Raw genomic sequence first — 23,238 nt, 5'->3', positions numbered from 1 at the left:
GCGCGTTTCCATGCAATCCCTGATGACAAAAGGACGGTGCCCGAAGACACCGTCCGCTGATTATTTTGCCGGATTGTTCTGCTACTGCACTACTTCCCGGGCATTGTACTTCGTATGCAGCAGATGATGAGAGCGTTCGCTCAACGGTTCTCCCAGATACTCCTCGTAGATCCGGGTTATGGCCGGATTTTCGTGGGACTTCCGTATCGGTTTGCCCTCATCCTCCTTGTAGATTGCCTCGATCCTCTTCTGTCTGACCGAATCATCGGTAAAACGGGGCTGTCCGCCGCCGCCGATGCAGCCGCCGGGGCAGGTCATGATCTCGACAAAGTGGTAGTCCCCTTTTCCGGCCTGAATCCTGTTCAGGAGTTTTCCTGCATTCCCCAGGCCGTGGGCAACGGCTACACGAACCTCTACCTCTTCAAGAAAATCGAACTCCGGCTTGACGTTCTCCAGAATCAGGGAGGCCTCTTTTATCCCTTCCAGACCTGCAAGGGGCTGAACATGAAGGTTTTCTCCTGGCAGGGGACGTCCGGTAACGAGCTCATAAACAGTGCGCAGGGCGGCTTCCATAACGCCGCCGGTATTGGCAAAAATGTCCGCCGCACCGGAGGAGAGTCCCAGTGGGGCGTCCATCTCTCCCTCGGGAAGTTCGGTAAAGGCGACGCCGCTTCCCTTTATCATCCGTGCCAGCTCCCGGGTGGTCAGGACGTAGTCCACGTCCTGGACTCCGGAATCCCGCATTTCAGGCCGCAGGGCTTCGAACTTCTTGGCCGTACAGGGCATTACCGAAACCACGGTGATCTCTTCCGCTTTCTTACCGATTTTGTCGGCGTAATAGGTTTTTGCCAGGGCACCGAACATCTGCTGGGGGGACTTGCATGATGAAACGTTGGGGATCATCTCGGGATAGTAGTACTCCAGGTATTTGATCCAGCCGGGGGAACAGGATGAGAACTGGGGAAGGGCGGCTTTCTCATGGTTCTTGAGGAGTCTGGTCAGGCGCATGAGCAGCTCGCTGCCCTCTTCCATGATTGTAAGGTCTGCTGCAAAGTTGGTATCAAAGACCGCGTCAAAGCCCATAGCCCGGAGGGCGCTCACCATCCTGCCGGTCACCAGGGTGCCGGGTTCCAGGCCGAACTCCTCTCCCAGGGCGGCTCTGATTGCCGGGGCGGTCTGCACGACCACGTGTTTACCGGGGTCGTCCAGGGCTGCCCAGACCGCGTCTATGTGGTTGCGTTCGGTTATGGCCCCCACGGGGCAGACCGCGGCGCACTGGCCGCACTGCACGCAGGCTACACTGTCCAGGGGCCGGCTGAAGGCAGGTCCTATAACAGCAGAGAAGCCCCGATACTGGGGAAACAGCGCTCCAACCCCCTGTACCTCGTTGCAGACGGTTACGCAGCGCCGGCACTTTATGCACTTTGATGCTTCCCTGGTAAGCGCCGGGGTGGAATCGTCCAGGGTGGGTTCCAGCCGCTCTCCGCTGAAGCGCTCATCCTCGATTCCCAGTTCGATGGCCAGATCTTTCAGTTCACAGTCCTCACCCCGGTCGCAGTATTTGCAGTCGCCGTTGTGCTCGCTCAACAGCAGTTCCACAACCATGCGGCGGGCCTCCCGTACACGGCGGCTGTTGGTTTTTATTGACATGCCGTCCTGTACCGGGGTGGCGCAGGCGGGCATCAGGGTTTTCGCCCCTTCCACTTCTACGACGCAGACCCGGCAGGCTCCCAGGGGAGCGTGTCCTTCGAGAAAACAGAGGGTCGGTATGCGGATGCCTGTTTTCCTGGCCGCCTCGAGGATGGTCATGTTCCTGTCCACGCTGACCGGGAGTGAGTTGATGGTAATGTTATACATGGGCGGCCTCCTTTTCCTTTGTCTCCCGGCGGACCGGGGATTTACCGTAATCGCAGCGCAGACAGCGGCCGCATTGACGCATGGCCGAGGCCTCGGTCCAGCAGAGTTCCACTTCATCGAAGTTTGATCGTCTCCGTTCCACGTCTATGGTGGGCAGCTTCTCCCTGGGGTAGGGTACCGGGGCCTCATCCGGATCGTAGGCGGTATCGTTGTTCCACTCTTCACGCCAGAAGGCGTGGTTTTCTCCGCTTAAATATTCGTCAATTCCCGCAGCAGCCCGTTCTCCGGCGGCGATGGCGGAGACCACCGAGGAGGGACCGGAAACCATGTCTCCCCCGGAAAAAATCCAGGGAACCGAGGTCTGGCCGTTAATCTGATTTGCGATTATAAAGTGGTCAGGCCTGGTTGCAAGCTCCAGGGATCCAAGGACGGGTTTGGGATCCAGGCGCTGCCCGATGGCGATGATGATCTGGTCAGCGGGAATGAACTCGGGCTCTTCTTCCACGGCCTTCGGTCCCCGGCGGCCGCTTCGGTCAAAGTCGCCCAGGGTCATTGGCAGGCAGCGCAGACCGGTGACAGTGCCGTTTTTGTCGGAGACTATCTCCACCGGCTGCACCAGGGTACGCAATGCGACTCCTTCATTGAGGGCCTCTTCCAGTTCCTCCGCATAGGCGGGCATCTGTTCCTGGCTCCTGCGATACAGGATGGTAACCTCCTCCGCCTCCAGTCGGATGGCTGTCCTGGCAGCGTCAACAGCAGCGTTGCCGCCGCCGATTACGATGACCCGGTTCCCCACCGGAACGGATCCCCGTATGTTGTACTCCCTGAGGAATGGTACGGCCTGTACGACACCCTTCGCGTCTTCTCCCGCTACACCGAGGGGCAGGTTCTCCGGGGCTCCCAGGGCCATGAATACTGCCTCGTAACCATCCTCCTTAAGGCCCTCCAGGCTAAAGTCCCTGCCCAGCCGCTTTTCGGTATGGATCTTTACCCCCATACGCTCGATCATGCGGACCTCCCGGGCAAGAGTCTCCCGGGGCAGACGGTAGGCCGGAATCGTCTGGGCCAGCATGCCGCCGGGGCGTGATTCCGCTTCGAAAATCTCCGGCTTGTAGCCCAGCCGTGCGAGGAAGAATCCGCAGGAGAGGCCCGCGGGGCCGGCCCCGATAATGGCTACCCGCCGCTTTTCGTTTTCGGGATTCTCCCGAACCTCGGGGATCTGAATTGTAACCTCCTGTTCTACCAGGAAACGCTTTATCCCGCGGATCGAAACCGGCTCGTCCAGGGTCGAGCGGCGGCAGTGATCCTCGCAGGTATGAAAGCATACCCTGGCGCAGACCGCCGCAAAGGGGTTTCGTTCCCGGTGCAGCCGGAGCGCCTCGGCGTAGCGCTTTTCCCTGACCAGCGAGACAAAACCGGGAATGTCCACATTCGCAGGGCAGGCGCTCTGGCAGGGTGCCCGTACGAGTCCCGGACAGACCCCCGCCTCGCAGTGCTTCCGCCGGATATGGTCTTCGTACTCGTGACGGAAGTGACGGATCGTCGACAGGACGGGGTTCGGAGCCGTCTGGCCCAGGCCGCAGAGGGAGGTCTCCTTGATCATTGTGCCCAGCTCGATGAGACGCTCGATATCGCCTTCTTCTCCCTTGCCTTCACATATCCGGTTCAGAATCTCCAGCATGCGCTTCGTGCCGACCCGGCAGGGGACGCATTTGCCGCAGGACTCTTCCTGAACGAACTCCAGGAAGAACCTGGCCACATCCACCATGCAGGTGTCCTCGTCCATGACGATCAGACCGCCGGACCCCATGATGGCACCCAGCTCCGCGAGGCTGTCGTAATCCAGGGGTACCGAGAGGTGCTCCTTGGGAATGCAGCCCCCCGAGGGACCCCCTATCTGGGCGGCCTTGAAGGTTTTCCCGTTCTTGATACCGCCGCCGATATCGTAGATCAGTTCTCCAAGGGAGGTGCCGATGGGGACTTCCACCAGGCCGCTGGTCTCGATGGCCCCCGCCAGGGCAAAGACCTTGGTTCCGGAGCTCTTGTCCGACCCGATGGCGGCGTACTTTTCCGGACCGTTCATCAGGATGGCGGGAACATTGGCGTAGGTCTCCACGTTGTTCAGCAAAGTCGGTTTCTGCCAGAGACCCTTCTGGGCGGGAAAGGGAGGACGGGGACGCGGTTCTCCCCGGTGTCCTTCGATGGAGCTGATGAGGGCGGTCTCTTCTCCGCAGACAAAGGCGCCCGAGCCCATCCGTATGGAGAGATCAAAGGAGAAGCCGGTGTTCAAAATGTTTTCACCCAGCAGCCCGGCCTCCCTGGCCTGTTCCAGGGCCTTGTGGAGTCGGGAAACCGCCAGGGGATATTCGGCCCGTACGTAGACGAAACCTTCTCTGGCTCCGATGGCGTAGGCGGCAATGGCCATGCCTTCTATCAGACTGTGGGGGTCCCCTTCAAGCACGCTGCGGTCCATGAACGCGCCGGGGTCTCCCTCGTCGGCATTGCATAATGCGTATTTCAGGTCCCCTTCTGCTTTACGGGTAAACTCCCACTTCATCCAGGTGGGGAATCCGGCTCCTCCCCGTCCCCTCAGTCCGGAGATCTTTATCGCCTGAACCACATCTTCCGGTTTCATGCCTGTAAGAACTTTCGCCAGGGCGGTGTATCCCCCTTCGCCATAATAATCCTCGATTCTTCCGGGATCGATCCGGCCGCAGTTTCTCAGGACGATTTTTTTCTGATTCTTCAGGAAATCGATGGAATCCATCTCCGGGGCCTCTTCCCGGGACCCGGAGTTTTTGTGGATCAGCCGGCTGAGGAGTTTTTTCCCGATGAAATGGGAAGTGACGATCTCGTCGGCATCTTCCGGGCTCACCCGTTCGTAGACGATTTTTTCCGGATGGATCATTATAACCGGTCCCGCGGCGCAGGGCCCCATGCAGCCCGTCTCCTTAACGGGTATGGAGAGACTGTTGCGCTTCAGGGCATCCTGAAGGGCTTCCTTTACATCCATGGCCCCGGAGGCCATGCATCCGCCGCCGGCGCACAGGAGTATGGTCTGCTCATTTTTGTCCGCAGCATATTCCCGTGAGAGCTTGTCCAGGTGTTCCCTGTCGTTGATACGCTGGATCATAGTACCTCCTCTTCGCTATCGTCCCTGTAGGCGTCTATAATGCTGCGGATAGAGGTCGGGCGTACCCTCTGATGGACCTGATCGTCAATCATTACAACGGGAGCAAGGCCGCAGGCGCCGAAGCAGCGTCCAACCTCCAGGCTGAACTGCCTGTCCTCGGTGGTCTCTCCGATTCCGATACCCAGTTCATTCTGCATAGCCGCCAGTACCTCCTTTCCTCCCCGAACATAGCAGGCGGTTCCCAGGCAGACCCGGACAACATGGCGCCCCCTGGGTACGGTGGAAAAGTAGGAATAGAAACTGACTACCCCGGCTACCTCGCTGAAGGGTATATCCATGGAGCGGGAAATAAGGCGCATGGCCTCTTCGGGAATGTATCCGAAGAGGTTCTGTGCAGACTGCAGGGCAGGAATCAGACCACCTTTTTCGGGATCAAATTGCGGGAGTAATTCCTGAAAATTTTTTAGAAGCTCTTGTTCAGATTCCGATGAAACAGTCTGCTTTGCGGGATTTGTCTGCGTCTGCATACGGTACTCCTTTTGGCGCGGTTATGAGGAGAACCTCAGTGAACTGGAGCCTGACCGGATGCATTACTGGTGCAGTTGCGTTTTGTTGTGTAGAGAGGCTCTGCCTCTTGCAAAAAAATATCATATAATGTGCATATTGTCAAAATATTGTTATGAATATATAAATATAGTGCTTTATGTGAAAAATATAACATATAATATTCGTATAAAGTTAATACAGGATCAAAAAAAACGTGCCCCGGAGCGGGGCACGTTTACGCGGGAGAAACGGAGGGTACGACTTTTTTTCTGCAGACGGCGGATCTGCAAAACCGCCGTAATAAAGCATCTGTTCGGGATTAAATATAATTAAATAAGTAAGGTACAACAAGAAAAATTGAAAAAAGAATGGAAAAATATCCTCCCATGGTCAATACTATCTATCCGATAGCTTATGCGAGTCTCTCCGGGTCTAACGATTATTTTATGTACAGTCCTGCTTGTCTGCATAAATCTCCTTGGCCTGTATCAGCGTCTGGATTATATTCGCAGAACACCGCCCCCGTCGCCGGCCCGCACAAGCGAGGTTTTTGTCCTCAGTTTTGTCGGTGACATAATGGCTCATGATGTGAACTACCTGAATCCCTCCTACGAAGAGATTTACCGCGGGGTGGGACCCTTCCTGCAGCAGGATCTCCTCAGTTTCGGGAATCTTGAGTTTCCCGTGGATGCATCAAAGCCTCTGCAGAACTATCCGCGTTTCAATGTGCATCCCTCCTATGTGGATGCGGCGGTGGATGCGGGTTTTCAGGTTTTTTCGGCGGCGAATAACCACTCCGCCGACCAGGGGCCTGAATCGATCCTGGCCACCGCCGAATACCTCGACATCCTGCGTTCAGAGAAGGAGACGCGCTGGTCGGGACTGCGGCATCATGCCGATGATCCCTTGTTGCCGGAGTTGATCGAAGCCGAAGGCATGCGGATCGGATTTCTCGCCGTCACGGCTTTCCTGAACATGGATGAGGGGAGTGCCCTTGTGAATCGGATCGACTACGCTGATCCTGAGCGTCGTGAATCCTTTCTGAACTATATCTCTGAAATCCGGAAGCTGTACGATCTGTTCATTCTTTCGGTGCATGGAGGGGTGGAATATGCCACGCTTCCCGGCAGGGGGAAACACGCGTTTTTTCATGAACTCATCGAGGCTGGGGTGGATATTGTCTGGGGACATCATCCCCATGTACTCCAGCCCTGGGAGATGGTTCTCCGCCATGACGGGAGGCAGGCCCTGATCATCAACTCTGCGGGAAACTTTATCAGCGGACAGACCTGGCATATGACGCCCGATGAGGTTCATACCGAAATTCCCTCCCGCGGGGAAGGGGCTATCTACCGGGTCAATCTGGTCCATTCTCCGGAACGGGGCGCCTCAATCCGCGGTGTCAGCGCTGTCCCGGTTATCTCGTACCGGGACCCCGGACGAGGGATGGTGCTTGCTTCCTACACCGAACTGATCACGGATGAGAAAATGGATCCCCTGTGGAAGCAGTTCTACAGTCTCAGGGAAGAACCCCTGCAGGATCTCCTCGAACCCTTCAGCTGGCGCAACCTGACGCGCTGAAGGGCTCTGAAAATAATGCTGTCCTTTGAGTCGTAAATAGACAGTATCCTTTTCTGTCGGTATACTCCCCCCATGGCTTACAAGAATATTCAGGAATTCATGAAGCTCCTCGAGTCCAGGGGAGAACTGAAGCGTATACACGCGGAGGTTGATCCTTACCTGGAAATCACCGAGATATGCGACCGGGTAAGCAAGTCGGGAGGTCCCGCACTTTTATTTGAAAAGGTGAAGGGTTCGCAGTTCCCCGTCCTGATTAATGCCTTCGGTTCCTATGAACGTATGGCCCTGGCCCTGGGTGCGAAGTCTCTGGAAGAAAAGGCCGGGGAGCTTGAGGAGCTGATGGACTGGGGATTCTCCCAGGCGCGCAAGCTCGATATCGCCAGTTTTTTTCCGAAGCTCAAGTGGGCCAGACTCTTTTTTCCCAGCCGGGTAAACAAGGCGCCCTGCCAGGAGATCGTCGATTACGACCCGGATTTAACGAAGCTGCCGGTGCTGACCTGCTGGCCCGGGGACGGGGGGCCATTTTTTACCCTGCCCATGGTATTTACCATCGATCCTGACACGGGAAATCAGAACATGGGCATGTACCGCATGCAGCGTTTCGATAAGACCAGCACCGGGATGCACTGGCATCACCATAAGGACGGGGCCCACTATTTTCAGAAGTACCGGAAAAGGGGAGAGAAGATGCCGGTGGCCGTTGCCTTCGGCGATGATCCGGCGGTAACCTACGCCGCCACGGCGCCCCTGCCTGAGGGTATATCGGAACTCTTTTTTGCCGGCTACCTCCGGGGAAAGCCGGTGGAGACGGTCAAATGCCTGACCTGCGATATTCAGGTTCCCGCCAACGCGGAGTTTGTGCTGGAAGGCTACGTTGATCCCGCCGAAGCTCTGCGAAAGGAGGGGCCCTTCGGGGACCATACGGGGTATTACTCCCTCTGCGATGACTACCCGGTTTTTCATGTGACCTGTATTACCCGCAAAAAAAAGCCCGTCTATCCCGCCACAATCGTAGGGCAGCCCCCCATGGAGGACTGCTATATGGCAAAGGCCACGGAGCGGATATTTCTGCCCCTCTTAAAGCGGATGGCTCCGGAAATTCAGGATATGAACCTGCCCCTGGAAGGGGTGTTCCACAACTGTGCGATCATTTCAATAGAAAAACGCTACCCCGGTCAGGTCCACAAGGTGCTGAACATGCTGTGGGGACTTGGGCAGATGATGTACACCAAGATGATCATAGTCGTGGACGCTGATGTGGATGTGCAGAACCTGAGCACCGTAATGTGGAAGGTTTTCAACAATATCGATGCCCAACGGGACCTGATCTTCTCCCAGGGGCCCCTGGATACCCTGGACCATGCCTCTCCGCGGCCCCGTTTCGGTACCCGCCTGGGGGTGGATGCAACCCGGAAAGGGCCTCTGGACGGGCATGAACGGGAGTGGCCCGACGACATCGTCATGAGCGATGAGATCGTCCGCAGGGTCGACGAGCGCTGGAAGGAGTTTGGTCTTGATTAAAAGACTCCTTCGAAGGGGACGGGGCATCGGCAGGGCCGTCATGATCGAGCACAGCCTCTTCTCCCTGCCCTTTGCCCTTGTCGCCCTCCTCTCCGAGAGTGCGGGACGACCCCCCTGGAGCACGGTGGGCTGGATCATTCTGGCCGTGGTGGCCGCCAGAAACGGGGCGAATGCCCTCAACCGCCTGGTGGACGAGAAGATTGACGCGGAAAACCCCCGGACCGCCGACAGACCCCTGCAGACAGGCAGGGTCCGTCGCCTGGAGCTGATACTCTTTACCCTCTTCTGCGGGCTCCTGCTGCTGGTTTCCGCCTGGATGCTGAATCCCCTCTGCCTGGCTCTGGTACCGGCAGCCGCTGTCATGATCATGGGGTATTCCTACACCAAGCGCTTTACCTGGCTCTGTCACTACTGGCTGGGATTTACCTGCTCCGCCGCGGTCATGGGTACCTTTCTGGCTCTGACCGGCAGCTTTCAGTGGCGCTTTTTTCCGCTGACGGGGGCGGTCATGTTCTGGGTGGCCGGTTTCGACATAATCTACGCCCTGCAGGATATCGACCACGACCGAAGCCACGGACTCCGATCTATCCCGGCCCGCTTTGGCAGATTCCCCGCTCTCGGATTCGCTGCGGCGAGTTTTGCCGTCTTTATGGCCGGTACCGTAATGCACGGCCTGCTTTACGGATTCAATGCCTGGTATTACGCCGGGGTCGCTGTTTCCGGGGGAATCCTTTGCTGGGAACTGCTGATAGCCTGGAAGAGTGAAAAGTCCCCGGAAAACAGGATCCCCTTTGCAGCTTATAAATTGAATCAGACTCTGTCTCCGATATTCCTGCTCTTTGCACTTGCGGCGGTCTACCTTCCCGGAGGACTCCATGGCTGAACGTGGACTCCCCGTTGTCGTCGCCATCACCGGAGCAAGCGGCGCCGTTTACGGTCTGCGTCTGGTGCAGCTCTTGATGGAGCAGGGTATACCCCTTTATCTGCTCCTCTCGAGAAACGGTGAGGATGTAATCCTGCAGGAGACCGGCCGGAGCCGGGACGAGTGGCTGCGGGAGTTTCGCGCCGTCGGGAGCCTTGAAACCCCGGAGATTACGGATTATTTTTCCCCCATCGCCTCGGGTTCATTCCTTACCCGGGGTATGGTCGCGGCTCCCTGTTCCATGGGCGCCCTGGGACGAATCGCTTCCGGAACCTCCGATTCCCTGGTGGAACGGGCGGCGGACGTGAGCCTCAAGGAACGGCGTCCCCTGATTCTGCTGACCAGGGAGACCCCCCTTTCGGGGATACACCTGGAGAACATGCTGAAAGTAACCCGGGCGGGGGGCATTATCATGCCCCCTGTTCCCGCATTTTATACCCAGCCGAAAAGCATCGACGAGCTTGTTGACCAGAGCCTTTACCGGGTCCTCGACCTTCTGGGGCTCCCGTCATCCAGGGCGCGCCGCTGGAATTCGGGTCAGGAGTCGTAATGTCTGCACAACGAACAACAATTTTTCTCATTCTGCTGTTTTCTGTTTCCGCCCTGCTCTTTGCCGGAGGTGCCGGTGAAAAACCTGACGAGGCCCTTAAAATCGGACTTCTCCCGGATGCCGATTCCCTGCCTTTTCTGGTCGCCCGGGAGGAGGGTCGTTTTTCCGATGCAGGGGCGGCGGTTGAACTGGTGATGTTTCAGAATCCCGTGGAACGGGATGCAGCCTTCCAGGCAGGGCAGATCGATGGAATCATTGCCGATGCCATCGGATCGATCCTCCTTTTTACCGGGGGCATGGACGTCCGGATTGCCTCCATTACCACCGGACGCTACGGGCTGGCCGCCGCCCCGGGATCGAATGCCGGGAGCCCCGCGGATCTTGCAGGAAAGGAGATCGGTGTCTCATCCAATACCGTGATCGAGTACGTGGCCTCCAGCCTGCTCAGCGAGGCAGGGATTCCGGATTCCGGGTTCAAGCCCCTGGCGGTACCCAAAATCCCGGTAAGGATGGAACTTCTTCTTAACGGAAAGCTCCCTGCAGCCTGTCTTCCTGAACCTCTCTATGCCCTCGCGGTGGCCAGAGGTGCGGTGCCCCTGGGAGACAGCAATGCCCTGGGTATGGATCCGGGGGTCATGCTCTTTGACGGGGAGGTCCTCCGGGAGCGCTCCGATGAGATAGTGCGGGTCTACCGGGCCTACTGGGAAGCCTGCAGGAATATCAACACCGATCCTGACGCCTACCGGGATTTTCTGGTGGACGTAATGGGATTTCCGCCGGTGATCAGGGAAAGCTTCTCCTTTGTGGAGTATGAGTATCCCCGGCTTCCGGAACGGGAGGAGATAAGCGCTGCCGCCGACTGGATGATGCGGCGCGGAATGATTGAAGCCCCTCCGGAATACGAGGATCTCTGTTTTGATGCCGTAGTTGAAGAACTGGAGCAATAAAACCTTAGATGATTCATATCCGGGACCTGGATTTTGACTATAGCTCCGGACAGCGGGTGTTCCGGGGACTTTCCCACTCCTTTGAGGCGGGGAAGCTGCATGTGGTCATAGGGCCATCGGGCTGCGGAAAGACAACCCTGCTTTATCTCATCGCCGGGCTCCTGTCTGCCAAACGGGGAGGTCTGCTCCTGAACGGGGAGGCTCCCCAAAGAGGACGGGAGAAGACGGCGGTAATCCTGCAGGAGTACGGGCTCTTTCCGTGGAAGACGGTCTGCGAGAACATGGCCCTGGGCCTCAGGCTCCGGGGTTTTTCCCGGACTGAACGGGCTTTCAGGATCGACCGGGTCCTGGGGGAGCTGGGTCTCGGGGGCAAGGAAAAAAGCTATCCCGCAAAGCTCTCGGGAGGAGAGAAGCAACGCCTCGCCGTGGGGCGCTCCCTGGTCCTCGACCCGGACCTGATGCTCCTGGATGAACCCTTCTCGTCCCTGGACGCCATGACCCGGGAACAGCTTCAGGACTACCTGCTTGCCGTTCACCGGGAGAGGGCCATGACGATTATCCTGGTTACCCACAGCATTGAAGAGGCCGCCTATCTGAGCGATGAGATTCATGTAATGGACATGCAGGGCGGCATCACGAGGATCAGCAATACATCCTCCAGGGCAGGGGACCGAAAAAGCGGCGGTTTTTTTTCCAGCTGTGTCGAAATCAGGAATACCCTGGAAAGCATTACCGCGAAGCCCGCCGGAGGCAGGATATGAAAAGGACAGCCTTTGCCGTGGTGTTCCTCTTTGCCCTGTGGTGGATCGCTTCGTTCCTGGTGGCCCGGCCCTTTCTGCCCTCCCCCGTGTCCGTCGGCCGTGAAATGTTTACGGAGATTGTCAGGGGCGAACTGATGCTCCATCTCGGTTCTTCTCTCTTTCGCGTGCTGGCCGCACTGGCTGCGGCCTTTGTTCCAGCCCTGGTTCTGGGAATTCTTTCCGGGACCGTCGGCGCAGCGGACTCTGTCGTGAGCCCCGTGGTCTATGTTCTCTTTCCGGTTCCGAAAATCGCCCTTCTGCCGATCATTCTGCTCTTTCTGGGGCTTGGGGACCTTTCAAAGATATTTCTCGTGGCCCTGATCGTTTTCTTTCAGTTTTACCTGGAAATTCGGGACGGAACCGCGGGAATCAACAGGCATTATTTCGACTCTCTCTATACCCTGGGGGGAAGCAGGCGGGACCTTCTGGTCCACGTGATTCTGCCTGCCCTGCTTCCGCGGATTTTCAGCTCCCTGAGGCTGACTCTGGGGACCGCCTTCGCGGTGCTGTTTCTGGCTGAGACCTTCGCCACTCAGACGGGGATAGGCTGGTACATCATGGACAGCTGGTCCAGGATCTCCTACACCCGTATGTACGCCGGCATCATGGCCCTGAGCCTGGCGGGACTTCTCTTTTTTGCGGTCCTGGACCTGCTGCAGCGGCTGTTTTGCCGGTGGTATGCCTGAGGGGGAAGCTTCAGACCTGTACAGCTGACTCCTGCTTTTTATTCAGCACCGTATGTAAGCGATAATAACTGAGGCTCTCCCCGGGGAGGCAGATAGATCAGGGCATCCAGAACGTCGCTGGTTCCATTTTTTCGGTACTCAGCCACAAGATGCACTTTATATCCCGATACAACCTGGATTTCCGAACTGCGGACTTCCTGAACCCTGATCCCCCGGGCGTCCATTTCTGCTTTCAGAAAACGGACAGATTCGATTACATGAGGATTGTCCTTTTCCGCTTTCCTGAATCCCCCCGTAAGACCGCCTGACGCTTCAGTCTCCGGGGCTGGATTGACCACGTTTTCCTGCGCTCTCTCCCGGGGACCTGAAGAGAACGCTGGAGCCGCAATTGCCGGGATCATGAGTATGATCAGGAGTCGGGATTTGACGGGTCCCACGAGGTCCCCTCCTTATAGCCTACAATAGTCTGGGCATGATTGGTGGATGTCCACGTAACAGCCGAATTCACGACGTCATTGATATCGAGTCCGTTATACACCGTTTCTGCTGCAATACCGGTACTGACGCAGTAGCCCGCGTTGAGAAGACTTTTCAGAAGCTGAATGCCTGAATCGTCTTCTATAACGAAATAACCGGCTGAAAGATTGTCCCAATAATACTTGGCCGGTTCCCGCCCCCGGTATTTCGGGGCTTCCCGCCAGGCGGCCTCCGATGGCCAGGAGGTTGAATCAGCAGTATCGTAGGGCATGGTGTTCCATGTCGCGCCGCCGATTCTGGTTACCAGCCCGGCCGCCTGAATGATGTTCGACCCGTTATCACCGCCGTCGTTTATCTGATGATAGATAAAATCCGGGCTGAAAATTTTATCCAGGTTTGAAGATGGTGAACCTGTGGCGCCGCCGGTCCAGCTTGTTGAAGAAAGATCCCAGTTGTGTTCCTTTGCTTCCGTATAGGTCTGGATGTAATAGCCCACCGAGAAGGCTGAACAGGAACCTTCGGATCCCTGATTGCCTGTTGGGGGGAAATAAACGCTGGCGGAGTTGTCAACCGCCATGGGCAGTGTACCCCTGGTTATTCCGGTATCGATACTCTCCAGGATCCTGGTGCTTTCCCATACGCTTCGAGACGGGGGGGCATATCCGGTTCCGAAACCTTGCTTGACTATTGTGTTGTAGTTTTTTCCGGGAATATACACTCCGTAGCGGTCTATGTTTCGGGCAATTTCTCCGGAGGAGGGCATACGTTCATTAAAAGTAATGCCCGACAGGCTCGTGGAACGGGACATGGGGAGAATCTGCTGTTGTTCGGTCAGGGTCAGTTCTCCTGCAGTGCTGAGGTATACGGTTGTTTCTGCGTTTGCAGAAAGGGTTGCGGGTAATGTGGTGGAGACAGAATTCAGCGTTCTTATTGCGGGGGAATCATAATCGCCGTAGAGTTCGAGACTCAGATTGCCAAGTGAACCGGAAGTACCGCTGGAATTTTCCACCATGAAAAAGAGATCGTAGCTGTTGATGCCGCTTGCGAACTCACTTATATCCAGGATCATGCTGTTGGCTGGAAAAGGGATCGCTCCGCTGATCAGGTCTGTGCTGTTCCATTCACTTTGAAATGTTTTTTTCATATACGGATCAGCTGGATCTCCCAGGCCGACGGTAACGCGCAGCTTATCCCGTTCCGGATGGGTCAGTGAAAAGACCAGTACAGAGGTGGGATTATACTCCCGGGTAAAATCGTTGTAGTAGTAGCTCACCAGCATCCGGTTATTTTTCAGGACCTCGTAGGGCATCCAGTAGTATCCGTCGGCATTATTCTCCCAGCCGTTCCCTTCACCCCAGGAATTGTAGATTTTAACGGCCCCGCCCGGGACTGCTGAATTGTCCTTGACGATCAGCGGAGTAACCCCCTCGGGAGCGGAGGTGTTGTTGCCCTCGTTCATCTCGCTGACAGTATTCCCTGCGTCGGCGATATATCCGATGTAGTAGGTCCCGGCGGAGAAGCCGGAGGGAACCTGGAAGGTGAGGACGAAAGACATTGTTCCGCCGGCAGCTGTAGCGGAGGTATACACATAGCTGCGGATCAATGTATCGGCAGTCGTTATTGTCGTGTCATCCGAAATATAGAAGTCGAAGCGGTGACCGGAAGGGCAGGCATCGGTACCGATATTTTGGATATAGGCAAGAATATTGAGGATATTTCCCGGTGACACAGAGGAGACATCGTCCCAGGTGTTGGCTCCGGCGTCATAGACACCGACATACAGCTCATCCCCCGCATTAATATCGGGACCGGATAAAGCATCCACCTGGCCGAGAAAGCGCTCGGATGAACCGTCTCCTTCATTACGGATCCACACTCCGGTTCCGACCGTCAATACCACCGGTTGGGGATTGTCGGTACAGTCCACCCAGGTGGATCCATCGGTAAGGCTGTATTCCATATCCACGGATGTATTGGCAATCTGACTCTGGGTAATGTCGAGATAGACATGTTGTAAGAAATCCGTGTCCAGGATTATATCGTCCAGTGATGATTGAGGAGCATAGGGTTGCTCTCCTCCCCCGGCCCCACCGCCGCTGCAGCCTGTAAGGATAAAAGCTGTAAAGATGGCAAGGTAAAACAGAACGGCTGCCGCTGCGGGTTTTTTCATGGGATACTCCTCGATACATTTTTATGGATAAACCATTGTTTATACTCCAGACTATCACATTTCCCGGGACGAATCAATTTTTCCCGCTGATCCCGGTATGCCCTGCAGCCGCGTTGTGCATGATGCACGAAAAAGGCCGGTAATTTCTGCCGGCCTGCCTGTTTATGTGCTCAGACGTTTTCTTCCGGGACCCGTATTTTCGACCAGAGCTGTTTGTTTTCCCGCTGAAAGTCCCGTATACTTCTAGGTATCTTGCCGGTGGAGTTCTGGGGACCTGAATGCCGAAAAAAATATTGCTGGTCGAGGATGAATCTATTATCGCCCTCTCCGAAGCACGGGTACTGAAAAAGCACAACTTTATTGTTGATACGGCGTTAAACGGAGAGGATGCCATATCCCTGGTACAATCGGATCCGGATATTTCCCTTGTTCTCATGGATATCGATCTCGGCAAGGGTATGGACGGAACAGCGGCGGCCGCGGGCATCCTCGAAATCCGGGACCTTCCCATAATCTTTTTAACCAGCCACTCGGAAAAGCAGTACGTTGACCGGGTGGAACAGATCAGCGGGTACGGATATGTTCTCAAGAATTCGGGGGAATTTATCCTGATCGAATCAATCCGGATGGCCTACAAGCTCTTCGATGCCTCGTCGAAGATTAAAGAGAGCGAGCAGAAGTATCGGGCTGCATTCATGACCAGCCCGGATTCGATAAACATCAACAGGCTCGATGGTCTCTATGTGGATATCAACGAAGGATTTACTTCTATGACCGGATTCACCCGGGAAGATGTTATCGGCCGTCTCTCCTCCGATATCGATATCTGGGCATCACCTGAGGACCGGGAAAAACTGGTCAATGGCTTGAAACAGGACGGAATCGTTGAGAACTTGGAATCCGTATTCCGCTGCAGGGACGGCAGTCGGAAAACCGGTCTGATGTCGGCACGATTGATCACCCTGAACGGCGAACCTCATATTTTGTCGATTACCAGGGACATCAGTGAAAAGAAGGAAGTCGAAATACAGCTGAAAAGAAGCGAACATCGGTTCAAGGCAATTTTTGAACAGGCTGCAGACGGCATTCTTATAGGCAATGCCGAGGGGATAATCACCGAAGCTAACAGAAACATGACCGAGCTTACCGGGTATTCCCGGGAAGAACTGGTGGGCAGAAATATCCGGGTGCTTTTTGATCAGCAGGAAATGGCGGAGCATCCCCTCTCCTACCGCCGTGTATACGCGGGTGAAACCGTACAGCGGGAACGTAATATCCGGAAAAAAGACGGGACTCTTGTCCCGGTGATCATGAACAGTAAAAAGGTTCACGATGACTGCCTGCAGGCTATTTTTCACGATATTTCCAGTCTCAGGGCAGCAGAGGAATCCCTCATGATCAGCGAGGAACGCCTGCGTATGGCAGTTGAAGGCAGCCGGGACGGGCTCTGGGACTGGAACCTGGAAACCAACGAGGCATATCATTCAGACCGTTTCGCCCGCATGCTGGGCTATGATCCCGATGAACTGCCCTACACATCCGAAGCCTGGAGCGAGCTGCTGCATCCTGAGGACAGGGAGCAGGCCTTCAGGAGTGTGGAGGAGTATCTTTCGGGGGCCAGGGATATATACGAATCTGTCTTTCGCCTGCGGGCCAAAGACGGCAGCTATCGCTGGATATCTGGCCGCGGCAAGGCGATCTTCAATGCGGAAGGTGTTCCTGTCCGCTTCGTCGGATTTAATATGGATATAAGCGAACAGAAGCTGGCGGAAGAAAAGTACCGAACCATCGTTCATACCATGCAGGACGGTTTTCTGTTGATCGACGGCAATGCACACATAACCGATGTCAACGGTGCCTACTGTTCGCTGACCGGATTCCCGAGAGCGGAGCTTCTGGAGATGTCCATCGGGGATATCGATCTGCTGGAGACAGGAAAGGATGTTCACGACCATCTTCACCGGATTATGGAGAGCGGAGGAGAAACCTTTGAGACGATTCATCGGACCGCGGGAGACAACAGCCTCTTTGTAGAAGTAAGCGCGACTCCTCTTCCCAACGAGAATGCGCTTGTTGTAATAGTCAGGGACATTACCGGCAGGAAAAACGAAGAGCAGCATCTGCAGTCCCTGGTGGAGGAAAAGGATTATCTGATGAAGGAGTTCAGTCACCGGGCAAAGAATAACCTGGCGATGATTCTGTCCCTCATCAGGCTTAAAAGTACGACACTGGAGAATCAGGTTGATCTGTCGGATATAGAACGGCATATTGAGGCCATCAATATTCTTAACACCAGGTTGTACCGGGGAAACAGCTTCTCAAGTATAAATCTGCATACCTACCTGCAGGAGGTCCTGGAAACGGTCTTTTCATTTTCATCGTTCCCGATCCGGATAGTCAACGATGTCGCGGAGATTTCCATGGACCACCGGAGGGCGATACCCATCGCGCTGCTGACGAACGAGATAGCGATAAACGCTCTCAAACACGGCTTCGGTGAAGAAAAAGATCCGTCCTTCACGGTACAGTTGACGCAGGATTTCAGCAGGGGTGAATATTCCCTTACGCTTTCCAATTCCGGACGTCCTTTCCCGGAGGATATCGATTTTAACGATGCCCGGTCCCTGGGGATGCAGCTGATTCCAGCCTTTGTCAAACAGCTTCAGGGGAGTATTACGCTTTCCCGCAAACCTGTCCCCGTGTTTTACATTACTTTTCCCGTGGTCTGAAGATGTGCGGCGTCAGGGTATTGCAGAAAAGGCGATTTTCCTGAATCCTTGAGACTGTCTCATTGAACAGAATCAAAGGAGTACCAGTTTCATCAATGATCGGAACCATAACCAACACCGCCACCGTGATTGCCGGCAGTCTTCTGGGACTGCTGATACATTCCAGGATGCCCAGGAAGATCAGCGGGATCGTCTTTCAGGCCATCGGTCTTTTTACCCTGGTCCTGGGGTTTACTATGGCCTTCAAGTCGGACCGTTATCTTATCATGATCTTCAGTCTGGTTCTTGGTGCAATTACGGGGGAGCTTCTGGATATCGATGCCGGGCTGAACTCCCTGAGCGACAGACTGAAAACACGTTTGAAGATATCCCACGCCGGCTTTACCGAGGGGCTCATTACGGCGTTTTTTCTCTTCTGCATGGGTTCCATGACGATTCTCGGTGCTTTTGAGGAGGGGCTGGGGGGCGAGCCGACCCTGCTGATGACCAAGGCCGTTCTGGACGGTTTCTCATCCATCGCCCTGGCTGCATCCCTGGGGGTGGGGGTCCTTTTTTCCGCGCTTCCTCTCTTTCTGTTTCAGGGGGGACTTACCCTCTTTGCGTCCTGGCTGCACGAACTCTTTACTCCGGAGATGATCGCAGCCTTGAGCGCCGTGGGGGGTGTACTTCTGGTGGGCCTTGGCCTGTCGATTCTGGAGATCAAAAAGATAAAGATCGCGAACCTGCTTCCGGCGCTTATCTTTATTACCCTGCTGGCCTATATCTTCCCGTGATCCAGCACCAGGCCCATAAGGTAGTTTAACAGGTCCTCGTCCAGTTCCAGGGCGTAGTCGTTTACACAGTCCCGTACTATCTCCCACAGTCCATCGGGAAACTCACCTTCCGTGGCGCCGAACTCTTCCCGGAAGAGTTCCACCACCTGGGTAAGGATTACGGCGAGTTGCAGAAACTCTTCCCGGGGCCGCTGTTCCTGCAGGGTGCTTCGCATATCCAGAAGATCGGCGATTTCCCAGAAGAGGTCGATGCCCATCTCTCCGGGAAGGGGAGGGAGCCCCTCCACAAAGGCATCCCGGATCCAGTCCAGGCGTTCTTCCTCACTGCTCTTCTCCTTGGCGATTTTCAGCATACGGCGGTAAAAACGGTCTGCGTCCATGGGTCTCCTCCTTATGTCGGATCAGGGAAAAAAGGGCATCTTCTGCAGTACAAGCAGCCAGACAAGCATTGTACCCGCGCCGATTACGTGAGTCAGGGCGACCGACTGGGCCATGAGCTCCGGGGATGCCCTGTACTTGTTGGCAAGGCTGACGGAAAAGACCCCCACGGGGACGATGTTGACCAGCATGAAGATCAGCAGGGTCTCCGGGCCCGCCAGTCCGGCGTTCCAGATTATCAGGGAGAGTCCCAGCAGGATAAGGGGAACCAGGATAAGCCGTATCAGGGCGATCAGCAGGTTCCAGGCGTCCAGGCGGACTGCCTTGAGGCCGGTTCCCGCGATTCGTGAACCGGCTACCAGCATCGCAACGGCCATGGTGGGGGCACCAAGATAATCCATGGTTATTGTAATCGCCGCGGGGAGCCGGGTATTGAGCCCTGTCAGCACCAGGATAATGGCAGCCAGGGTGGATATGATTCCCGGGTTCTTCAGAAGGCTCTTGAACAGTACCTTTTCCCTGTCGCGGTTTTCTCCCTGCAGCACCGGGACGCAGAGAGTCCAGAGAAGCAGGATTGTCCCCAGGTTATGCACAAAAAGAAGTCCCGCTCCCCGTTCGGGAAGGAAGAGGACTGCAAAAGGAAGAACCAGAAAGACGAAGTTGTTCATCATACTCTGGAACAGAAAGCTGTTTCGCCGGACACCCCGGTATTTCATCAGCTTTACGGCGATAAGTCCCAGACCTCCGCCGGTGAGGATGGTTACAGCCGCAAAGAGGGGCAGGCTGATATTGCGGAGAATATCGTCCCTGCTCAGGTTCATGGTAATGGAGGTAAAGATAAGAGCCGGCCAGAAGAGGTCCACCAGCAGGGTGCTGACGACGGATTCTCCTTCCTCGGAGATGAGGCCTGCTTTGCGTACTAAGCCGCCGGTCCCGATAAGAAGAAAAAGGACGGCAAGTTTTTCCAGGATAAGGGGGGCGATGGATCCGGACATGGGCGAACAGTATCACTCCCTGCGGCAGATGAGCAAGAGCGCCATGTACGGCAATGGATTGATCAGAGGAATTCCGGCAGATTTGTACTCAGATTGTCTATGTCCATCTCAATCTTGCGGGTCTTTTCAAAATAGAGGGCCTTGTCGGCGGAATCGAAGATATCCGCCAGGGTATCGGGTTCTCCGGAATGGATACCGATGCTGACGCCGAAGGGGAATTCCCGCCGATCGTTTTCGATGGCAAGATGGGCCTGGATCCGGCTTTTGACAAACTCGGCCTTTTCCGGGCCTGCTTCGGGCATGATGACCGCAAACTCATCGCCTCCGTAGCGGCAGATAATATCCGCTTTTCGGACATTTTTTTTCAGGACATCCGCCAGTTCCTTCAGCACTTCGTCTCCCTTGATGTGCCCGTAGGTGTCGTTGATCTCCTTGAAATGGTCGACATCGAACATGAGGATCGTGACGGGTGCGCTTTTTCGTTTGCACCGCGAAAGTTCCCGTTCCAGGGATTTTTCCATGCCCCGCCGGTTGAGTGCTCCGGTAAGGGGGTCGGTCATGGCGATTCTTTTCAGGGCCGCGGTATAATAGGCTTTCTCTATCGCGATAGCCCCGAATTCGGCGATGGTGACCAGGGTTTTCAGCTCCAGGGGACTGAAGCTGGTTCCGTCAAGTTTATTGACAAGTTCGATTACGCCGAAAACCCTGCCGCGGTTGATGAGGGGTACCCCTATGATGGATTTGGTGGTAAATCCTATCAGTTCGTCCATGCTTGGATCAAAACGCGGATCTTTGGAGACATCCTCCACGATCAGGGGCAGAGCGTTTCGCGCTATCCAGCCGGCGATTCCCGAGCCCCGGGGTATTTCCTGTCCCCTCAGCTTGTCGGCCCCCTCTCCGGTAACCTCCTGAAAACGAAGCTTTCCGCTCTCCGGCTCGGTGAGCAGGATGGACCAGTTCCTGGGAGAGAATATTGTTCCTATATGATGCTGAAGGGCTTTTATTGTTTCGGAGACGGTATACGCGGAGGTAATCCTCTTTGCCATGTCGGCAAAATAGGAGAGCTTGACAAGATCGCTGGCAGAGGAGTCACGTTTCATACCCCATAAGGGTAGACCTTTTTCCGGATTTTATCAAAGGCGCCTCTGGTTTTAGAGGTTCCCAAAAGGCAAAATACCCTGCCTTTCGGCAGAAAAGCTCTCCCGCCTTGGGGGCGGGAGAGCCAGCTGATTTCTCATGCAGCGCTGAAGTTCTTTGCCACCTGCTTCCAGTTGACCACTTCCCAGAAGGATTTGATGTATTCGGGCCTGCGGTTCTGATAATTCAGGTAGTAGGCGTGTTCCCAGACATCCAGTCCGAGGATCGGACGCAGGCCTTCTGCCAGGGGCGTGTCCTGGTTCGGGGTTGAGTGAACCACCAGTTTTCCCTGGGAATCAACGGACAGCCATGCCCAGCCGCTGCCGAAACGGGTCGCCGCGGCATTGCTGAAACTCTCCTTGAAAGCCTCCAGGCTGCCGAAGGTGCTCTCCAGAGCCGCTTTGAGGTCTCCCTCGGGACTGCCGCCTCCGGGACCCAGGACCTTCCAGAAGAGACTGTGGTTGAAGTGACCACCGCCGTTATTCCGGACGGCGGTACGGATATCCTCTGGAACGGCGCTGAGATCCGACAGCAGCTCTTCCAGGGGTTTCTCCGCCAGATTCGGGTGCTTTGACAGGGCATCGTTCAGTTTCGATACATAGCCTCCGTGGTGTTTGTCATGATGAATTTCCATGGTACGGGCATCGATATATGGTTCCAGCGCGTTAAACGCATAGGGCAGATCGGGTAAAGTATGACTCATATAGTCCTCCTCGGATTTTGAGTTGTCGGTTTTCTTGAAACCGTATATATAATCTAAATAGTCAGGAATGAGAAGGCAAGCCGTTTTCCGGATGATGATGACCCGGATCAGAGGGAGGAACCGAAAACCCTGAGAAACAGGCTTCCGTCGTAACCGTATCCTGTTCTGCTCAGAACAGGAACCCGGCAGAGCTGCCGCAGAAAGAGTGCGGCGGCGCCGAAGGCGGACGAGTGCTTTCCTCCGGGGGCGCAATAGACCGGGCATTCAGGGGCGGGGGGATAAATCCAGTTGCGCCTGATCTCCCGCTGAAGGGTGGAACTGAAGGTTTCACGCTCATCCGCCAGGGTCCCGGCGATGGCAACGGCATTGAGGTTCAGCATATTCACCAGGAAGGCTGTATTTCGGCAGAGTTCCTCCATAGTGTCTGCCGGGGTATGAGCCGGGAGTGTTTCTTCCCGGGGCCGTGCAGCAGCGGCAAACTGCCTGTCCCCTCCTTCGGGACAGAAGATGCTCCGGAACTCTCCGGCGGAATATCCGGAACCGTGGTAGACCTCTTCGCCCCCGAGGACAAGGGAGAAGCCGGTGGACAAAACACTGCCCCGAAGATCCCCAAGCAGGGCTGCGAAACTGGTCCGGTTTCCCAGGTCGGGTATAGCGAAAATGGATCCCCAGGCGCAGCAGTTGGCATCGTTATCGCAGATCACCGGAACCGCAAGGCGCTGCTCCATCTCCTCTGCCAGGGGGAAGGCCTTGTCCACCTGCAGGGGTGTTGATCGGAGAATTTTTCCCTCCCATGGATCGATGATCCCCGGGATGGCGATGCCCGCTCCCAGAACGGGGAGTCCGTCACGGTCGCGGGAGAAACCTTCTGCCACTGTATCGAGTATGGCGCTGAGTTTTCTGTTGCTGCTGAGGATTTCCCGGGTCTCTTCCATAAGAGTCTGCCCCTGAAGATCCGTATACACCATGCGTATGCGGTCCGGCTGAATTTCCAGACCGGCGACGGCTCCTTTCGCGGCCCTGATGTCCAGCAGGGTGGGACGTCTTCCGCCCTGACGCCCTACCGTACCTTCCATGACCCGGTGTATGAGACCGGCCTTGATCAGCCTTCCGCATACCTTGGTCAGGGTCGACTTGTCCAGTTCGAGCTCCCGGGCCAGTGTAGCCCGGCTGGCTGGCCCGCCCGTCCAGAGTCTTCGCAGTACCCGGATCACGGTAATGAGACCTGCCTTGGTTTTTGTGTTGATTTCCATTCCTCCCTTTCATTGTAATCCATATCACCGGCTCCGGCACTTCTTATTCCGGAAAAATTATCAAGTGATGGTTCTGCCTG

19 protein-coding genes are annotated in these 23,238 nt (G+C 55.8%); 9 read left to right on the top strand and 10 right to left on the bottom strand.

Annotation, left to right across the window (positions count from 1 at the left end):
- Positions 1–81: 81 nt before the first annotated feature.
- From B4O97_RS04610 to B4O97_RS04600, 3 genes are read right to left on the bottom strand one after another with little or no spacing between them, the layout of a single operon-like run.
- Positions 82–1,857, bottom strand: a complete 1,776-nt coding sequence (locus B4O97_RS04610) for an NADH-dependent [FeFe] hydrogenase, group A6 (RefSeq protein ID WP_083048764.1) — start codon at positions 1,855–1,857, stop codon at positions 82–84.
- Positions 1,850–4,990, bottom strand: coding sequence for an NADH-ubiquinone oxidoreductase-F iron-sulfur binding region domain-containing protein (locus B4O97_RS04605; protein ID WP_096348840.1), 3,141 nt, complete (start codon positions 4,988–4,990; stop codon positions 1,850–1,852). The genes B4O97_RS04610 and B4O97_RS04605 overlap by 8 nt, the downstream gene beginning before the upstream one ends.
- Positions 4,987–5,517 carry an NADH-quinone oxidoreductase subunit NuoE family protein gene (locus B4O97_RS04600; RefSeq protein WP_083048762.1) on the bottom strand — a complete coding sequence of 177 codons (531 nt, stop codon included), beginning with the start codon at positions 5,515–5,517 and terminating at the stop codon, positions 4,987–4,989. Before B4O97_RS04600 ends, B4O97_RS04605 begins: the two co-directional genes overlap by 4 nt.
- Before the next feature lie 433 nt (positions 5,518–5,950).
- Here B4O97_RS04600 and B4O97_RS04595 point away from each other — a divergent pair, with 433 nt between their 5' ends.
- From B4O97_RS04595 to B4O97_RS04565, 7 genes are all read left to right on the top strand, one after another.
- Positions 5,951–7,117 (top strand): CapA family protein, encoded by a 1,167-nt coding sequence (locus B4O97_RS04595; protein WP_083048761.1) that lies wholly within the window; start codon positions 5,951–5,953, stop codon positions 7,115–7,117.
- 72 nt (positions 7,118–7,189) lie between these two features.
- Entirely contained in the window at positions 7,190–8,638 is a 1,449-nt protein-coding gene (locus B4O97_RS04590; RefSeq protein WP_083048759.1) for a menaquinone biosynthesis decarboxylase, read from the top strand.
- Positions 8,631–9,521: a 4-hydroxybenzoate octaprenyltransferase gene (locus B4O97_RS04585; protein WP_158084154.1), complete on the top strand. Its 891-nt coding sequence runs from the start codon at positions 8,631–8,633 to the stop codon at positions 9,519–9,521. Before B4O97_RS04590 ends, B4O97_RS04585 begins: the two co-directional genes overlap by 8 nt.
- On the top strand, positions 9,514–10,110 hold the full coding sequence (locus tag B4O97_RS04580; protein WP_083048756.1) for a UbiX family flavin prenyltransferase: 597 nt from the start codon (positions 9,514–9,516) through the stop codon (positions 10,108–10,110). The genes B4O97_RS04585 and B4O97_RS04580 overlap by 8 nt, the downstream gene beginning before the upstream one ends.
- The gene (locus tag B4O97_RS04575; RefSeq protein WP_083048754.1) at positions 10,110–11,057 is read left to right on the top strand and encodes an ABC transporter substrate-binding protein; all 948 of its coding nucleotides are present in this window, start codon (positions 10,110–10,112) and stop codon (positions 11,055–11,057) included. The genes B4O97_RS04580 and B4O97_RS04575 overlap by 1 nt, the downstream gene beginning before the upstream one ends.
- A gap of 8 nt (positions 11,058–11,065) precedes the next feature.
- Positions 11,066–11,818 carry an ABC transporter ATP-binding protein gene (locus B4O97_RS04570; protein ID WP_083048753.1) on the top strand — a complete coding sequence of 251 codons (753 nt, stop codon included), beginning with the start codon at positions 11,066–11,068 and terminating at the stop codon, positions 11,816–11,818.
- On the top strand, positions 11,815–12,543 hold the full coding sequence (locus B4O97_RS04565; protein WP_083048751.1) for an ABC transporter permease: 729 nt from the start codon (positions 11,815–11,817) through the stop codon (positions 12,541–12,543). The genes B4O97_RS04570 and B4O97_RS04565 overlap by 4 nt, the downstream gene beginning before the upstream one ends.
- 38 nt (positions 12,544–12,581) lie before the next feature.
- Here B4O97_RS04565 and B4O97_RS04560 read toward each other — a convergent pair whose 3' ends face one another.
- Both B4O97_RS04560 and B4O97_RS04555 read right to left on the bottom strand, forming a co-directional pair.
- The gene (locus tag B4O97_RS04560) at positions 12,582–12,980 is read right to left on the bottom strand and encodes a hypothetical protein (protein ID WP_083048750.1); all 399 of its coding nucleotides are present in this window, start codon (positions 12,978–12,980) and stop codon (positions 12,582–12,584) included.
- The gene (locus B4O97_RS04555; protein WP_083048748.1) at positions 12,953–15,190 is read right to left on the bottom strand and encodes a CARDB domain-containing protein; all 2,238 of its coding nucleotides are present in this window, start codon (positions 15,188–15,190) and stop codon (positions 12,953–12,955) included. The genes B4O97_RS04560 and B4O97_RS04555 overlap by 28 nt, the downstream gene beginning before the upstream one ends.
- A gap of 278 nt (positions 15,191–15,468) precedes the next feature.
- Here B4O97_RS04555 and B4O97_RS04550 point away from each other — a divergent pair, with 278 nt between their 5' ends.
- Both B4O97_RS04550 and B4O97_RS04545 read left to right on the top strand, forming a co-directional pair.
- A complete protein-coding gene (locus tag B4O97_RS04550; protein ID WP_083048747.1) occupies positions 15,469–17,919 on the top strand; it encodes a PAS domain S-box protein in 2,451 nt (816 codons plus the stop codon).
- Positions 17,920–18,014: 95 nt separating this feature from the next.
- Entirely contained in the window at positions 18,015–18,692 is a 678-nt protein-coding gene (locus B4O97_RS04545) for a DUF554 domain-containing protein (RefSeq protein WP_083048745.1), read from the top strand.
- Here the strand turns inward: B4O97_RS04545 and B4O97_RS04540 are convergent.
- From B4O97_RS04540 to B4O97_RS04520, 5 genes are all read right to left on the bottom strand, one after another.
- Positions 18,677–19,072 carry a hypothetical protein gene (locus B4O97_RS04540; protein WP_083048744.1) on the bottom strand — a complete coding sequence of 132 codons (396 nt, stop codon included), beginning with the start codon at positions 19,070–19,072 and terminating at the stop codon, positions 18,677–18,679. The genes B4O97_RS04545 and B4O97_RS04540 overlap by 16 nt on opposite strands.
- Positions 19,073–19,093: 21 nt before the next feature.
- Complete coding sequence (locus tag B4O97_RS04535) at positions 19,094–20,065, bottom strand: AEC family transporter (protein WP_083048742.1); 972 nt, start codon at positions 20,063–20,065, stop codon at positions 19,094–19,096.
- A gap of 62 nt (positions 20,066–20,127) precedes the next feature.
- On the bottom strand, positions 20,128–21,165 hold the full coding sequence (locus tag B4O97_RS04530; protein WP_083048741.1) for a GGDEF domain-containing protein: 1,038 nt from the start codon (positions 21,163–21,165) through the stop codon (positions 20,128–20,130).
- 134 nt (positions 21,166–21,299) lie between these two features.
- The gene (locus B4O97_RS04525; protein WP_083048740.1) at positions 21,300–21,905 is read right to left on the bottom strand and encodes a superoxide dismutase; all 606 of its coding nucleotides are present in this window, start codon (positions 21,903–21,905) and stop codon (positions 21,300–21,302) included.
- A gap of 107 nt (positions 21,906–22,012) precedes the next feature.
- Positions 22,013–23,158 (bottom strand): ROK family transcriptional regulator, encoded by a 1,146-nt coding sequence (locus B4O97_RS04520; RefSeq protein WP_083048738.1) that lies wholly within the window; start codon positions 23,156–23,158, stop codon positions 22,013–22,015.
- Positions 23,159–23,238: the final 80 nt, after the last annotated feature.

This window comes from Marispirochaeta aestuarii (genome assembly GCF_002087085.1).
GTDB classification, from domain to species: domain Bacteria; phylum Spirochaetota; class Spirochaetia; order JC444; family Marispirochaetaceae; genus Marispirochaeta; species Marispirochaeta aestuarii.
This window is presented reverse-complemented; position numbering and strand designations above follow the sequence as displayed.

Excerpts from the sequence above, each read along its gene's own strand:
- B4O97_RS04550 (WP_083048747.1), top strand. The coding sequence starts at position 15,469 with ATGCCGAAAAAAATATTGCTGGTCGAGGATGAATCTATTATCGCCCTC.
- B4O97_RS04545 (WP_083048745.1), top strand. The coding sequence starts at position 18,015 with ATGATCGGAACCATAACCAACACCGCCACCGTGATTGCCGGCAGTCTT.
- B4O97_RS04575 (WP_083048754.1), top strand. The coding sequence starts at position 10,110 with ATGTCTGCACAACGAACAACAATTTTTCTCATTCTGCTGTTTTCTGTT.
- B4O97_RS04530 (WP_083048741.1), bottom strand. The coding sequence starts at position 21,165 with ATGAAACGTGACTCCTCTGCCAGCGATCTTGTCAAGCTCTCCTATTTT.
- B4O97_RS04595 (WP_083048761.1), top strand. The coding sequence starts at position 5,951 with ATGCGAGTCTCTCCGGGTCTAACGATTATTTTATGTACAGTCCTGCTT.
- B4O97_RS04570 (WP_083048753.1), top strand. The coding sequence starts at position 11,066 with ATGATTCATATCCGGGACCTGGATTTTGACTATAGCTCCGGACAGCGG.
- B4O97_RS04525 (WP_083048740.1), bottom strand. The coding sequence starts at position 21,905 with ATGAGTCATACTTTACCCGATCTGCCCTATGCGTTTAACGCGCTGGAA.
- B4O97_RS04535 (WP_083048742.1), bottom strand. The coding sequence starts at position 20,065 with ATGTCCGGATCCATCGCCCCCCTTATCCTGGAAAAACTTGCCGTCCTT.
- B4O97_RS04565 (WP_083048751.1), top strand. The coding sequence starts at position 11,815 with ATGAAAAGGACAGCCTTTGCCGTGGTGTTCCTCTTTGCCCTGTGGTGG.
- B4O97_RS04520 (WP_083048738.1), bottom strand. The coding sequence starts at position 23,158 with ATGGAAATCAACACAAAAACCAAGGCAGGTCTCATTACCGTGATCCGG.
- B4O97_RS04580 (WP_083048756.1), top strand. The coding sequence starts at position 9,514 with ATGGCTGAACGTGGACTCCCCGTTGTCGTCGCCATCACCGGAGCAAGC.
- B4O97_RS04590 (WP_083048759.1), top strand. The coding sequence starts at position 7,190 with ATGGCTTACAAGAATATTCAGGAATTCATGAAGCTCCTCGAGTCCAGG.
- B4O97_RS04605 (WP_096348840.1), bottom strand. The coding sequence starts at position 4,990 with ATGATCCAGCGTATCAACGACAGGGAACACCTGGACAAGCTCTCACGG.
- B4O97_RS04540 (WP_083048744.1), bottom strand. The coding sequence starts at position 19,072 with ATGGACGCAGACCGTTTTTACCGCCGTATGCTGAAAATCGCCAAGGAG.
- B4O97_RS04610 (WP_083048764.1), bottom strand. The coding sequence starts at position 1,857 with ATGTATAACATTACCATCAACTCACTCCCGGTCAGCGTGGACAGGAAC.
- B4O97_RS04600 (WP_083048762.1), bottom strand. The coding sequence starts at position 5,517 with ATGCAGACGCAGACAAATCCCGCAAAGCAGACTGTTTCATCGGAATCT.
- B4O97_RS04555 (WP_083048748.1), bottom strand. The coding sequence starts at position 15,190 with ATGAAAAAACCCGCAGCGGCAGCCGTTCTGTTTTACCTTGCCATCTTT.